14 protein-coding genes are annotated in these 13,108 nt (G+C 73.8%); 4 read left to right on the top strand and 10 right to left on the bottom strand.

Annotation, left to right across the window (positions count from 1 at the left end):
• The first annotated feature begins 17 nt into the window (after positions 1-17).
• Positions 18-1,187: an imidazolonepropionase gene (hutI, locus tag GA0070618_RS03835; protein WP_088980388.1), complete on the top strand. Its 1,170-nt coding sequence runs from the start codon at positions 18-20 to the stop codon at positions 1,185-1,187.
• A gap of 58 nt (positions 1,188-1,245) precedes the next feature.
• Positions 1,246-2,784: a histidine ammonia-lyase gene (gene hutH / locus GA0070618_RS03840; protein ID WP_088980389.1), complete on the top strand. Its 1,539-nt coding sequence runs from the start codon at positions 1,246-1,248 to the stop codon at positions 2,782-2,784.
• Positions 2,785-2,942: 158 nt separating this feature from the next.
• On the opposite strand, the gene GA0070618_RS03845 is transcribed toward hutH, so the two are convergent.
• The 4 genes from GA0070618_RS03845 to GA0070618_RS03860 all read right to left on the bottom strand — a co-directional run bounded on the left by GA0070618_RS03845 (position 2,943) and on the right by GA0070618_RS03860 (position 6,294).
• Positions 2,943-3,866: an AEC family transporter gene (locus tag GA0070618_RS03845; RefSeq protein ID WP_088980390.1), complete on the bottom strand. Its 924-nt coding sequence runs from the start codon at positions 3,864-3,866 to the stop codon at positions 2,943-2,945.
• A gap of 208 nt (positions 3,867-4,074) precedes the next feature.
• The gene (rdgB, locus tag GA0070618_RS03850) at positions 4,075-4,692 is read right to left on the bottom strand and encodes an RdgB/HAM1 family non-canonical purine NTP pyrophosphatase (protein ID WP_088980391.1); all 618 of its coding nucleotides are present in this window, start codon (positions 4,690-4,692) and stop codon (positions 4,075-4,077) included.
• 55 nt (positions 4,693-4,747) lie between these two features.
• Positions 4,748-5,476 carry a ribonuclease PH gene (rph, locus tag GA0070618_RS03855; protein ID WP_088980392.1) on the bottom strand — a complete coding sequence of 243 codons (729 nt, stop codon included), beginning with the start codon at positions 5,474-5,476 and terminating at the stop codon, positions 4,748-4,750.
• Between the two features lie 68 nt (positions 5,477-5,544).
• Positions 5,545-6,294 (bottom strand): MBL fold metallo-hydrolase, encoded by a 750-nt coding sequence (locus GA0070618_RS03860; RefSeq protein WP_088980393.1) that lies wholly within the window; start codon positions 6,292-6,294, stop codon positions 5,545-5,547.
• Positions 6,295-6,551: 257 nt separating this feature from the next.
• On the opposite strand from GA0070618_RS03860, the gene GA0070618_RS03865 reads away from it, so the two are divergent.
• Positions 6,552-7,094, top strand: a complete 543-nt coding sequence (locus tag GA0070618_RS03865; RefSeq protein WP_088980394.1) for a hypothetical protein — start codon at positions 6,552-6,554, stop codon at positions 7,092-7,094.
• 64 nt (positions 7,095-7,158) lie between these two features.
• Here the strand turns inward: GA0070618_RS03865 and GA0070618_RS03870 are convergent, their stop codons facing one another.
• From GA0070618_RS03870 to GA0070618_RS03880, 3 genes are all read right to left on the bottom strand, one after another.
• Complete coding sequence (locus tag GA0070618_RS03870) at positions 7,159-8,124, bottom strand: PLP-dependent cysteine synthase family protein (RefSeq protein ID WP_088980395.1); 966 nt, start codon at positions 8,122-8,124, stop codon at positions 7,159-7,161.
• Between the two features lie 10 nt (positions 8,125-8,134).
• A complete protein-coding gene (locus tag GA0070618_RS03875) occupies positions 8,135-8,482 on the bottom strand; it encodes a MoaD family protein (protein WP_088980396.1) in 348 nt (115 codons plus the stop codon).
• A gap of 69 nt (positions 8,483-8,551) precedes the next feature.
• Positions 8,552-9,040 (bottom strand): M67 family metallopeptidase, encoded by a 489-nt coding sequence (locus GA0070618_RS03880; RefSeq protein ID WP_088980397.1) that lies wholly within the window; start codon positions 9,038-9,040, stop codon positions 8,552-8,554.
• A gap of 200 nt (positions 9,041-9,240) precedes the next feature.
• Here GA0070618_RS03880 and GA0070618_RS03885 point away from each other — a divergent pair, with 200 nt between their 5' ends.
• Positions 9,241-10,104, top strand: coding sequence for an aldo/keto reductase (locus GA0070618_RS03885; RefSeq protein WP_088980398.1), 864 nt, complete (start codon positions 9,241-9,243; stop codon positions 10,102-10,104).
• 204 nt (positions 10,105-10,308) lie between these two features.
• Here the strand turns inward: GA0070618_RS03885 and GA0070618_RS03890 are convergent, their stop codons facing one another.
• From GA0070618_RS03890 to GA0070618_RS33885, 3 genes are all read right to left on the bottom strand, one after another.
• Positions 10,309-10,803, bottom strand: coding sequence for a DUF2017 domain-containing protein (locus GA0070618_RS03890; RefSeq protein WP_172900365.1), 495 nt, complete (start codon positions 10,801-10,803; stop codon positions 10,309-10,311).
• A gap of 2 nt (positions 10,804-10,805) precedes the next feature.
• On the bottom strand, positions 10,806-11,096 hold the full coding sequence (clpS, locus tag GA0070618_RS03895) for an ATP-dependent Clp protease adapter ClpS (protein WP_088980400.1): 291 nt from the start codon (positions 11,094-11,096) through the stop codon (positions 10,806-10,808).
• Between the two features lie 125 nt (positions 11,097-11,221).
• Positions 11,222-12,985: a hypothetical protein gene (locus tag GA0070618_RS33885; RefSeq protein WP_088980401.1), complete on the bottom strand. Its 1,764-nt coding sequence runs from the start codon at positions 12,983-12,985 to the stop codon at positions 11,222-11,224.
• Positions 12,986-13,108: the final 123 nt, after the last annotated feature.

Consider the following 13,108-nt stretch of genomic DNA (forward strand, 5'->3'; position numbering starts at 1 on the left):
ACGGAGGGCGGCACACCGTGAGCAGCCTGCTGATCGACAACATCGGGGAGCTGGTCACCAACGTGGCCGGCACCGGGGAGGGCGGCAAGCTCGGCATCCGCCGCGACGCGGCCATTCTCGTCGAGGAGGACCGCGTCGCCTGGCTCGGCCCGGCCCGGTACGCCCCGGCCGCCGCCCGCCGGATCGACGCCGACGGCGCGGCGGTGCTCCCCGGCTTCGTGGACAGCCACGCCCACCTGGTCTTCGCCGGGGACCGGGCCGCCGAGTTCGCCGCCCGGATGGCGGGGCAGCCGTACACCGGGGGCGGCATCCGGACCACCGTGGCGGCCACCCGCGCCGCCTCCGACGACACGCTGCGCGGCACCGTGCGCCGGCTCCGCGCGGAGGCGCTGCGCCAGGGCACCACCACCATCGAGGTCAAGAGCGGGTACGGCCTGAACGTCGCCGACGAGGCCCGCTCGCTGCGGATCGCCACCGAGGTGACCGGGGAGACGACGTTCCTCGGCGCGCACGTCGTCCCCACCGAGTACGCCGACCGCCCGGACGACTACGTCGGGCTGGTCTGCGGGCCAATGCTGCACGCCGCCGCCCCGTACGCGAAGTGGATCGACGTGTTCTGCGAGCGGGGCGCGTTCGACGCCGACCACGCCCGCGCGATCCTCACCTGCGGGCAGGCCGCCGGCCTCGGGGTGCGGCTGCACGCCAACCAGCTCGGCCCCGGCCCGGGGGTCCAGCTCGCGGTGGAACTCGGCGCGGCCAGCGCCGACCACTGCACCCACCTGGACGACGCCGACGTGGACGCGCTGGCCGGGTCGGCCACCGTGGCCACGCTGCTGCCCGGCGCCGAGTTCTCCACCCGGTCGCCGTACCCGGACGCGCGCCGGCTGCTCGACGCCCGGGTCACCGTGGCGTTGGCGACCGACTGCAACCCCGGATCGTCGTACACGTCGTCGATGCCGTTCTGCGTCGCGCTCGCCGTACGCGAGATGGGGATGACCCCGGCGGAGGCGGTCTGGGCCGCGACCGCCGGTGGCGCGCGGGCGCTGCGCCGCGACGACGTGGGCGTCCTCGCCCCCGGGGCGCGGGCCGACCTGATGATCCTCGACGCCCCGTCCCACCTGCACCTGGCCTACCGGCCAGGGGTTCCCCTGATCCGCCAGGTCCTGCACAACGGAGTTCCGCGATGAGCAAGCAACACCGCACGCACCAGCCCCGACGCCCTGAGGCCCGTGGTCGGGTGACGTCATGAGCGTGGTGACCGTCCAGCCCACCGGCGTGTCCCCGGCCGACGTGCTCGCCGTGGCCCGGGGCGCCGCGAAGGTCGTCCTCGACCCGGCCACGGTGGACGCGATGGCCACCAGCCGGGCCATCGTGGACGGCATCGTCGCCTCCGGCCGCCCGGTCTACGGCGTGTCGACCGGCTTCGGCGCGCTGGCCAACACGTTCGTCGCGCCGGAGCGGCGGGCCGAACTCCAGCACGCGCTGATCCGTTCGCACGCCGCCGGGGTCGGTGCGCCGATGCCCCGCGAGGTGGTGCGGGCGATGATGCTGCTGCGGGTACGCTCGCTGGCCCTCGGCCGCTCCGGGGTCCGGCCGCTGGTCGCCGAGGGTCTGGTCGACCTGCTCAACCACGACGTCACGCCGTGGGTGCCCGAGCACGGCTCGCTCGGCGCCTCCGGTGACCTCGCCCCGCTGGCGCACTGCGCGCTGGTGCTGCTCGGCGAGGGGTGGGTGCTCGGCCCGGACGGTGCGCGGATCCCCGCCGCCGACGCGCTGCGCCGGGCCGGCCTGGCTCCGGTGGCGCTGGCCGCCAAGGAGGGGCTGGCCCTGATCAACGGCACCGACGGGATGCTCGGCATGCTGCTGCTGGCCATCCACGACGCCGCCCACCTGTTCACCATGGCCGACGTGACCGCCGCGCTGGCGATCGAGGCGATGCTCGGCTCGGAGCGGCCGTTCCTGCCCGAACTGCATGCCATCCGCCCGCACCCCGGGCAGGCGACCTCGGCGGCGAACATCCACCGGCTGCTCCAGGACTCGGCGGTGATGGACTCGCACCGGGACGACCTGGCGCACGCGGTGCAGGACGCGTACTCGATGCGCTGCGCGCCGCAGGTGGCCGGGGCGGCCCGGGACACGCTCGCCTTCGTCGAACAGGTCGCCGCCCGGGAACTCGTGTCCGTGGTGGACAACCCGGTGGTGCTGCCGGACGGCCGGGTCGAGTCGACCGGCAACTTCCACGGTGCGCCGCTCGGTTTCGCCGCCGACTTCCTCGCCATCGCCGCGTCCGAGGTGGGCGCCATCGCCGAACGCCGGGTGGACCGGCTGCTCGACGTGACCCGCTCCCGGGAGCTGCCGGCGTTCCTCTCCCCCGACGCCGGGGTGAACTCGGGACTGATGATCGCCCAGTACACGGCCGCCGGCATCGTCGCGGAGAACCGCCGGTTGGCCGCCCCCGCCTCGGTGGACTCGCTGCCGACCAGCGGCATGCAGGAGGACCACGTCTCGATGGGCTGGGCGGCGACAAAGAAGCTGCGTACGGTGCTGGACAACCTGACCAGCCTGCTCGCGGTGGAGCTGCTCGCCGGGGTACGCGGGCTGCAACTGCGCGCCCCGCTCACCCCGTCCCCGGCCGGTCGGGCGGCGATCGCGGCGCTGGGCGGGATCGCCGGCGAGCCCGGCCCGGACGTCTTCCTCGCCCCGGTGATGGAAGCGGCCCGGGAAGTCGTCCGGGGCCCGCAGCTACGCGCCGCGATCGAGCAGGAGCTGGGCCGGCTGGGCTGAGCACCGGCCGGCGGGGCTGAGTACCGGCCGGCTGGTCGGCGGCTGGGGTGCCTGGTTTCGTGCTGGGGTGGTTGGTTCGGCGCCGGGGTGGTTGCAGGGGGCCCTTCCTCATCAAAATGCGGTAGCAGGGGACCCCTGCTACCACCCCAGCGACCGCCTCAGCGGGTGCCGAGCAGGGCGACGGCGATCAGTACGGGCACCGCGCCCACGGTCGACAGGAGGATCGCGTCCCGGGCCAGCGTGACCCCCCGGCCGTAGCGGACCGCGTAGACGAAGACGTTCTGCGCCGTCGGCAGGGCGGCGGTGATCGTGCAGGCCAGCACCACCGGCTGCGGCAGCCCCAGCACGAACCGGGCCACCAGGTACGCCACCACCGGCTGGCCCACCGTCTTGAGCGACACGGCGAGCCGGACGTCCCGCCCGTTCTCCCCAGATCCGGGTGCCGGGGCGCCGTGCAGCGACAACCCGTACGCGAGCAGCGCGGCGGGCACCGCCATCGCCGCGACGAGTTCCACCGGCCGCAGCACCGGCTCCGGTGGCAGCCAGCCGGTCAGCGCGCAGGCCACGCCGAGCGCGCAGGCCACGGTGACCGGGTTCGCCAGCGGCTGCACCACCACCCGGGCCAGTGACCGCCTGGTGCCGGTCGCCGTCTCCAGCACGGCGAACGCGATCGGTGCCATCACGACGAGCTGGAACATCATCACCGGCGCGACCACCGAGGCGTCGTCGAGGACGTACACGGCGATCGGGATGCCGATGTTCGCCGCGTTGACGTACGACGAGGCGAGCGCTCCGATGGTGACCTCCGGCGCGGGCCGACGCCACCAGAGCCCGGCGACGGCCACGAACACGGCCGCCACCACGGCGGTGCCCACCACCGTGACGACCAGGGCCGAGGAGGCGACCGCGAGCACGTCGGAACGGGCCACGGTGTGGAACAGCAGCGCCGGGGTGGCCACGAAGAACGCCACCCGGGACAGGACGGTCGACGCCTCGGGACCGAGGGTGCCGCGCCGGCCGAGCAGCCAGCCGACCGCGACGACGGCCACGATGACCGCGAAGCCTGTCAGGACACCCGGCACGTCGTCCCTCTTCCTCTGCCGGCAGCCGGACCCCGGCACCGGTGTCCACCGACGGCCCGCACCGCCGGCGGACCGGGTCCGTCGGTGGCGGACCGGGTCGTCGGCGGCAGGCCGGTTTGTCGGTGGCGGACCGGGTCGTCGCCGGGAGTCGGGGCGACGGCGGTGGGTCAGGCCGTCGTCGACGGAGCGGGCCGTCGACGGCGGTGGGTTAGGCCGCCGGTGGGAGCACCTTGGCGACCAGCTTGGCCAGGTCCCGCAGGGCCTTGCCCCGGTGGCTGACCGCGTCCTTCTCCTCCGGGGTCAGCTCGGCGTTGGTCCGGGACTGCCCGTCCCCCAGGAAGATCGGGTCGTAGCCGAACCCGCCCTCGCCGCGCGGCGCACGCAGCAGCCGACCGGCCTGGCGGCCGTCGACCAGGTGCTCCTTGCCGCCGGGCAGCACCAGCGCCACGGTGCAGACGAAGGCGGCCCCCCGGTGCTCGTCCGGCAGGTCGGCGATCTGGTCGAGGACCAGTTGCAGGTTGGCCTGGTCGTCGCCGTGCCGGCCGGCCCAGCGGGCGCTGAACACCCCAGGCATGCCGTTGAGAGCGTCGACCGCGATGCCGGAGTCGTCGGCGATGGTGGGCAGGCCGGTGCGGCGGCAGCCCTCCCGTGCCTTGATCAGCGCGTTCTCGCCGAAGGTGAGCCCGGTCTCCGGCAACTCGGGGTAGTCCTCGACGTCGTCGAGGCCGAGCAGCGCGATCCGGTGCGCGCCGAGCGCGCCGTCGAGGATCCGCTGGAGTTCGACCAGCTTCTTCTGGTTACGGGTCGCGAGCAGGACCTTGTTCACGCTGGACCACCTTTCGTCGCCGTCTGCGGGGCCCGGCGGCCCACTCCTCGCACGCTCACCGGCCGAGGGCCTCGCGCTGGGCCTCGGCCAGCTGCGTGCACCCGGCGACGGCCAGGTCGAGCAGGGCGTCGAGCTGGGACCGGGCGAAGACCCCGGACTCGCCGGTTCCCTGCACCTCGACGAAGTCACCGGTGCCGGTGCACACCACGTTCATGTCGACCTCGGCGGTCACGTCCTCGTCGTAGGCGAGGTCGAGGCGGGGCTCACCGTCGATGACACCGACGCTCACCGCGGCCACCGACCGGTGCATCACCTTCTCCGGCTTGCCGGCGAGCGCCTTGCGGCCGGAGAGCCAGGTGACGGCGTCGTGCAGGGCGACGTACGCACCGGTGATCGCGGCGGTGCGGGTGCCGCCGTCGGCCTGGAGGACGTCGCAGTCGAGCACGATCGAGTTCTCGCCGAGCGCCTTCAGGTCGACGCAGGCCCGCAGGCTCCGGCCGACCAGCCGGGAGATCTCGTGGGTCCGCCCACCGACGCGTCCCTTGACGCTCTCCCGGTCCGAGCGGGTGTGGGTGGCCCGGGGCAGCATCGCGTACTCGGCGGTCACCCAGCCGAGCCCGGAGCCCTTGCGCCAGCGGGGCACCCCCTCGGTCACGCTGGCCGTGCAGAGCACCCGGGTGTTCCCGAACTCCACCAGGACCGAGCCCTCCGGGTGGGTGCTCCAGCTCCGGGTCAGGGTCACCGGTCGGAGTTGATCGGGCTGCCGCCCGTCAGGTCGTGCCATGCAGGCACTCTATGCGGTGCCCTGATCGGACTCGCCCGGGGTCTCCCGCCGCCGGGCGACGGCCCCGGTCAGATGTCGTAGCGGCAGCCGGGGCGGACGACCTCCAGCGGGCCGGCGTACGCGGCACCGGCCGCCTCGACCGTCTGCGCCTCGCTGCCCCAGGCGGTCACCAGGTGGGTGAGCAGGAGCCGGCCGACCCCGGCCTTGGTCGCCGCCTCGCCGGCTTCCCGGCCGGTCAGGTGCAGGTCCGGCGGATTGTCCACGCCGTCGAGGTAGCTGGCCTCGCAGAGGAAGACGTCGGCGTCCTGGGCGAGCCGCAGCAGCGACTCGCAGGGCGCGGTGTCCGAGGAGTAGCAGAGGACCCGCCCGTCGTGCTCAAGCCGGATGCCGTACGTCTCGACGGGGTGGTTCATCCGGTCGACCGTGACGGTGAACGGGCCGATCGGGAAGGTGCCCGGTTCCAGGGCGTAGAACTGGTAGACGTCGTCCACGCCCGCCTCCTCCTGGTGCCCGTAGACGGCGTGCAGCCGTTCCGGGGCGCCGGCCGGGGCGTACACCGGCAGCGGGGGGTAGGGGCCGTCCGGGGCGTACCGGCGGACGACCACATAGGAGGCCGCGTCGAGGATGTGGTCGCAGTGCAGGTGGGACAGGACGATCGCGTCCGGTGCGTGGAGTCCGGCGTAGCGTTGGAGCGCGGAGAGCGAGCCGGTGCCGAAGTCGAGCAGCAGCCGGAAGCCTTCGGCCTCCACGAGGTACGCCGAACAGGCGGACTCGGGGCCGGGAAAGCTGCCCGCGCAGCCCAGCACGGTCAATCTCATGCGGTCGCCCCGTCGCCACTGCCGGTAGTCGAACCGTCGAGACTCGTCCCGCCGATGATCTCTACCGACGCGTACGCCACGCTGCGCAGCCTACGCCGGACACGGCGGCGGCAAGAATGATCTGATGGAAGTTGTCGCGAACGTGACACCCCTCCATGTCTTCTCCCACCTCCTCCGTCACGCTTCCCGGACCGGGCCGTTGCACACGGTGAAACCCGTCGACCGTCGGCGGGGGTGACGACGGGGCGGGGCAGATCGTGTCGACCGAGACGGAGAACGCCGGCCACGCGCCGTGGGCCATGACGGACCCGGTCCGGCGGCCCGGGGCAGGGGCCGTGGCGGCTCCGGACCGGATCGCCGGGACGAGCCCGACGGAGGTCTCCGGCGCTGCCGGGGGACGAACTGCCGGGCCGGGCGACATCCTGACCGGCGGCCGGAGGGCCGGCGGCCGGAGGGCCGGCGGCCGGACGCCCCGACCCCGGCCCGTGCCGGCCGGGCGGCACCGGGTGCCCCGGCGGGCGTTGTCGGCCGGCAGCAGCCGGCTCCTGGTGATCTACGGCTGGGCCACCGGTCTGGGAGCGGTGGCCCTCGCCTCGGGGATACGCGGTCTGGTGCTGGTGCTCGCCGGGACCGCCCCGCAGTGGTATCAGCCGACCGTGGCCGCCCTGGGCCTCGGCGGGATCGCCCTGGGCGGCGTCGCCCTGCACGCCCCCGCCCGCCCGGGGCTTCGGTGGGTCGCCCTCGGCCTGGCGAACCTGGCCGTCGGGGTGAGCGCGGGGCTCACCGTCAGCCTGCCGTGACCCGGCCACATGGGTCTGGTCACGCAGAGGTTCGATCCGTCGCCGCGCGACACCGCTCCGACGGTCAGGCCCAGAGTTGCCCTTCGAGCGCCTCCTCGGCGTCGGCCAGAGTGCCGCCGTACGCGCCGGTGGAGAGGTACTTCCAGCCACCGTCAGCGACCACGAAGGCCACGTCGGCACGGCGGCCGTCGCGGACCGCCTCGTGCGCCACGGCGAGCGCGGCGTGCAGGATCGCCCCGGTGGAGAAGCCGGCGAAGATGCCCTCCACCTCCACCAGCTGCCGGGTCCGCAGCACCGCGTCCCGGGTGCCGACGGAGAAGCGTCGGGAGAGCACGGTCGCGTCGTACAACTCCGGGACGTAGCCCTCGTCGATGTTGCGCAGGCCGTAGACCAGTTCGCCGTAGCGGGGCTCCGCCGCGACGATCTGGACGCGCTCGACCTTCTCGCGCAGGTACCGCCCGGTGCCCATCAGCGTGCCGGTGGTGCCGAGACCTGCCACGAAGTGGGTGATCGTGGGCAGGTCGTGCAGCAGCTCCGGCCCCGTGGTCTCGTAGTGCGCCCGGGCGTTGGCCTCGTTGCCGTACTGGAAGAGCATCACCCAGTCGGGGTGCTCGGCGGCGATCTGCTTGGCCGTGGCGACCGCCTGGTTCGAGCCACCGGCGGCCGGCGAGAAGATGATCTCCGCGCCGTACATCCGGAGGAGCTGGACCCGCTCGGTCGAGACGTTCTCCGGCATCACACAGACCAGACGGTACCCGCGCAGCTTGGCCACCATGGCCAGCGAGATGCCGGTGTTGCCGCTGGTCGGTTCGAGGATGGTGTCCCCCGGGCGGAGCCGGCCGGCGCTCTCGGCCGCCTGGACCATGAACAGCGCCGCCCGGTCCTTGATGCTGCCGGTCGGGTTCCGGTCCTCCAGCTTCGCCCAGAGGCGCACCGGCGGTGCCCCTTCGGGCACCGTCGGCGAGAGGCGCGGCAGACCGACCAGGGGCGTTCCGCCACAGGCGTCCAGGAGGCTGTCGTACCGCGCCATGGCGCGCGCCTCAGCGAGCGGCGACGGAGGCGTGGCGCACGCTGCCGTGTCCGCTGATCGCGGCCATGGCGGCGAAGCCCAGCGCGCCACCGGCCACGGCGGGCAGGATCGTCACCGTGTCGCCGTCGGAGAGCTTGGCGTCGAGCGCGCCGAGGAAACGGACGTCCTCGTCGTTGACGTAGACGTTGACGAAGCGGTGCAGCGTGCCGGTCTCGGTGACCAGCCGACCGCGCAGCCCGGCGTGCCGGGCGTCGAGGTCGGCGAGCAGGTCGGCCAGGGTGTCCCCGGCACCCTCGACGACCTTCGCGCCGCCGGTGTAGCTGCGCAGGATGGTGGGAATGCGAACCTCGATGGCCATGATGTCGTGACTCCTCGTTCGGGTGTGGCTACGGTGACGGACGCGGGAATGTGCCGGACGCTGAACTGCTCAGCGGTCGGAACACTCGTAGTCGACCGTCGCCGGGCTCTGCCCGAACATGTAGGACTGGACGGCGTGCGGGTCCACGGTGGCATCCTCGATCCGGACCTGCTCCTCGGTGACCACGCCGTCCACGATGCGGAAGGAGCGGATCTCCTCCGTGTCGGGGTCACGGGTGGAGACGAGCAGGTAGTGCGCTCCCGGCTCACCGGCGAACGACACGTCCGTGCGGGACGGGTACGCCTCGGTCGCGGTGTGCGAGTGGTAGATGACGACCGGCTCCTCGTCGCGGTCGTCCATCTCGCGCCAGACCCGCAACTGCTCCATCGAGTCGAACTCGTAGAACGTCATCGAGCGGGCGGCGTTGTCCATCGGGATGTGCCGGGTCGGGGTGTCACTGCCGGCGGGGCCGGCGACGACACCGCACGCCTCGTCCGGGTGGTCCCGGCGGGCGTGCGCGACGATCGCGTCGACGATCGACCGGTCGATGCTCAGCACGCCTCTCAGCCTAGCGCCTGATCGGACCGGACCGAAGGTGGCAGCCGTCACCTTCACCCCCGCCCACCGGCCCGGTTTCCCCCACGGCCCGAGCGGGGACGCTGTCGGACAGGGCGGACTGCACCGGGCATGCTGTCCGGTCAGCGGGACGACCCGCCCGGCCGGTGGGAACCGGCAGAAGCAGAACGAGGAGGACCACCATGCAGCACCGCCGCATCGGACCGGTCGAGGTGAGCGCCATCGGGCTCGGCGCGATGCCGATGTCGGTGACCGGACGCCCGGACACCGACCGTGCCGTCCGGACCATCCACGCCGCGCTCGACGCGGGCGTCACGCTGGTCGACACCGCCGACGCGTACGCCCTGGGCGCGGAGGACGTCGGGCACAACGAGTCGCTGATCGCCCGGGCGCTGGCGTCGTACGGCGGGGACACCTCCGGGGTGCTGGTCGCCACCAAGGGCGGACACACCCGCCCCGGCGGCGACGCGTGGGGGCTGGACGGTTCGCCCGAGCATCTCCGGGCGGCCTGCGAGGCGTCGCTGGCCCGCCTCGGGGTGGACGCGATCGGGCTCTACCAGTTCCACCGCCCCGACCCCCAGGTGCCGTACGCGGAGTCGATCGGCGCGCTGCGGGAGCTGGCCGACGCCGGCAAGATCCGGATGGCCGGCATCTCCAACGCCGACCCCGAGCAGATCCGTCAGGCCCGCCAGATCCTCGGCGACCACCTGGTGTCGGTGCAGAACCAGTTCTCCCCGGCCTACCGCGACAGCGAACCCGAGCTGCGCCTCTGCGCCGAACTCGGCCTGGCGTTCCTGCCCTGGTCGCCGCTGGGCGGGATCGGACGGGCCGGCGGGCTCGGTGACCGGTTCGCCGCGTTCGCCCGGATCGCCGAGGAGCGCGGAGTGAGCCCGCAGCAGGTCTGCCTGGCCTGGCAGCTCGCCCTCGCCCCGGTGGTCGTGCCGATTCCCGGCGCGAGCCGGCCGGAGACCATCCGCGACTCGGCCGCCGCCGCGGACCTGGTCCTCGACGAGCGGGAGATCGCCGCGCTGAACGCCGCCGGCTAACCCACGGCTGCCGCGCCGCCGCCCACGGCTACCGCGCCGCTGTCGCTCCCGGCCACGCGCCGGCACTTCCCTACCGGGGGCCGGCGGGCGGCGGTGGGCGATTGGTGGTGGGCGGTAGGCGATTGGTGGTAGCAGGGGACCCCTGCTCATCAGAAAGCGGTAACAAGGGTCCCCTGCTACCACCTCGGGCGGACGGGCGGGCGGTCAGTCGATCAGGGCGTTGAGCAACGACTCCTGGAGGTAGCCGAGGTACGCGTAGACCGAGAGCTGGAACACCCGGGTCGAGGACGGGTCGGCGGCGACGGCGTCGTCGAGTTCCTCACCGAGATCCGTACCCTCCTTGACGCCGAGCCGGACCCCCATCGCCAGCCGGGCGTCGTTGAGCGCCCGCAGCCACGCCTCGGCCGCCTCGGCGTCCAGGCGCACTTCGCCGCCCTCGTTGCCGGGCAGGGCGGCGAGGATCGCGCCGGCCTGGTCGATCTTGGCGGTCTTCAGGTCGCCCTCGGTGTACCGGCGGACCTCCGCGGAACTGGCCGGGTCGTCGGCGTAGACGTCGGGGAAGAGTCGCCCCACCACCGGGTCGTCGTGGTCGAAACCGTCGGTGAGCAGGCCGACCACCTCGGAGGCGACCTTGCGGAGCACCCGGACCTCGTCCACGGCGAAGGTGGCGACATACCGGCCGCCCCGGCGACGGAACATGCTCACGAACGATCCACCGTCGCCCAGAGCCCGTACGCGTGCAGCTGCGACGCGTCGTGCTCCATCCGCTCCCGCGCGCCGGTGGAGACCACGGCCCGACCCTTGTGGTGCACATCCAACATCAGTTGCTCGGCCTTCTCCCGGCTGTATCCGAAGAGCTTCTGGAAGACCCAGGTCACGTACGTCATCAGGTTGACCGGGTCGTCCCACACGATCGTCACCCATGGCCGGTCCGAGACCGGCACCTCTTCGGTGCCCGGCGTCTCGACCGGTGCCACCTGTGGAGCCGCCATGCCACCCATCGTGCCACCGGATTGCCGATTGCGATGAACCGGAACGCCAGCGGGATCCGGATCGGTACCCGGATCGCCCTCCTCCGACTCCCGCCCGCAGGCCGGAAAACCGCTCCGCCGCATGGTCAGGTGAGCAGGATTCCGTGGTCGACGGCCTCGGCGAGCACCACGCCCAGCGCCCGGCGGACCGCCTCGACCCGGTGGGAGATCTCGCGCTGCAACTCCCGGTCGAGTTCGCGCAGCACGTGCTGGAGCCAGGACCGCGCGCCACCCGGGTCGGTACTGCCTGGCCCCCAGAAGTGCAGGTAGCAACCACCGGCGACGGCCACCGCGACCGGCGGCAGGACCGCGGTGCGCGGCGCGCCCGGGTGCCCGTCGAGCGCGGCCAGCGCGCCGGTTCCGGTCACCTCGGTGAGGTCGCCGGCACTGGTGACCAGCAGCACCCGCTCCAGGCTCCGGTCGGACCGCTGCCCGGCCAGGACCGACCGGACGGCGGCGCACATCCGGCGGTATGTCGCGTCGTCCGGCAGCGCGCCGAAGACCTCGGCACCGGTGTCGCGCACCATCCGCTCCACCGCCCGGTCGCACGCGGCGGTCGCGAGCTGGGACAGCGCGTGCACCTCCCGGTCGAGCAGGCGCGGCAGCCCGACGCAGCCGGACCCGAAGACGATCTCCTGCACCGCACGCAGGTGGATGTGGGCCAGTTCGAGGCTGAGGCGTTGACGGATCCGCTGGGTATGCGCGCGGGCCCGCCGGTCGAGCCCGTCGGCCCAGTCACGGCGGTGCGCGTCCGGTGCCACCGGCACGGTGCGGTGCGGCACGGCCGGCACGGCGGTGGCGAGCCGGCGCGGTCCCTCCTCGGCCGCCCAGACGACCAGGGCCCGCCGGAGCGCCCGGACGTCACCGGGCCGGAACGGGAACCAGGGTGCGGCGGCCAGCTCGGGGACGACCGCGAGCAGCGCCGCACGCTGCGTCTGCACGGCCAGCCCGACCGGGTCGGACGGTGACATACCGGTGACAGGTCGCCCGCCGGCAGCCGGAGCCGTGTCGTCGGCCCGAGCCGCATCGTCGGCCGGAGCCGTGTCCTCCGCCCGAGCCGCATCGTCGGCCCGAGCCGTCGTCGGGTCCGGCGCGACCGGTGCGACGTCGCCGTGCCACCCGGTCGTTCCCGGGGTGACCACGAAGAAGACCGCGAGACCCGCGCGGACGGCTTCGCTCAACAACTCCAGCTCCGCCCCGGTGAACACCTGGTCGGCGGAGACGACGACGAGCACCGCGCCGCCCCGGCCGGCGGCCTCGCGCAGCACCCGGGCCCCGGCGGTCCCCAGCCCATCGGTGTCCGGCGCGCCGACCAGCGCCACGTGTCGTAGCAGTGGCGCGGGCAGGTGCAGTTCGACCCGGCGCGGCGGCCGGGGGAACGCCGGTCCGGCGGCCAGCACATCGGTCGCGTAGGCGTGCGGCTGCCGGTAGCCGGGCACGAAGGCGACCCGGGTGGGCTCCGGGGCGTACCGGGCCACCAGGTAGCTGTCGTCCGGCATCGGCACGGTCGGCGGCGTCACGTCGAGCAGCGCGGCGAGCACGTCCCGCCGGGCCGCTCCGGCCGGACCGGTGGCGATCACGGCCAGCGGCTCGTCCGCCGCCACCCGGGGTGGGGCGGTCGCCGACGGCCCGGCGCACCGCCGGCCCACCGGCCCGGCCGGGGCGTCCGGGCCAGCCAGAGCGTCCGGGCCAGCCAGAGCATCCGGGCCAGCCAGAACGTCCGGGCCAGTCAGAGCGTCCGGGCCAGCCGGGGCGTCGGGGGCGTCCGCCGGCCGGGAGTCGCCGGGGTCGGTGTCCGCACCACCCGTCCCGTCCGGCTCGCCGTCGCCCCGCCGAGGACGTGGCGTCATCGTGGACGGCCTCCCTGACGAGTCGAACCGGCGGGACGCGCCGGCAACGCGTTCGGCTGGTGGAGTCGAACGCCGGAAGACTACGGCCGGAAACCATCCCAGAACTGTGCGTTTCGATACTCA

The organism is Micromonospora echinospora, from assembly GCF_900091495.1.
Classification (GTDB): Bacteria; Actinomycetota; Actinomycetes; order Mycobacteriales; family Micromonosporaceae; genus Micromonospora; species Micromonospora echinospora.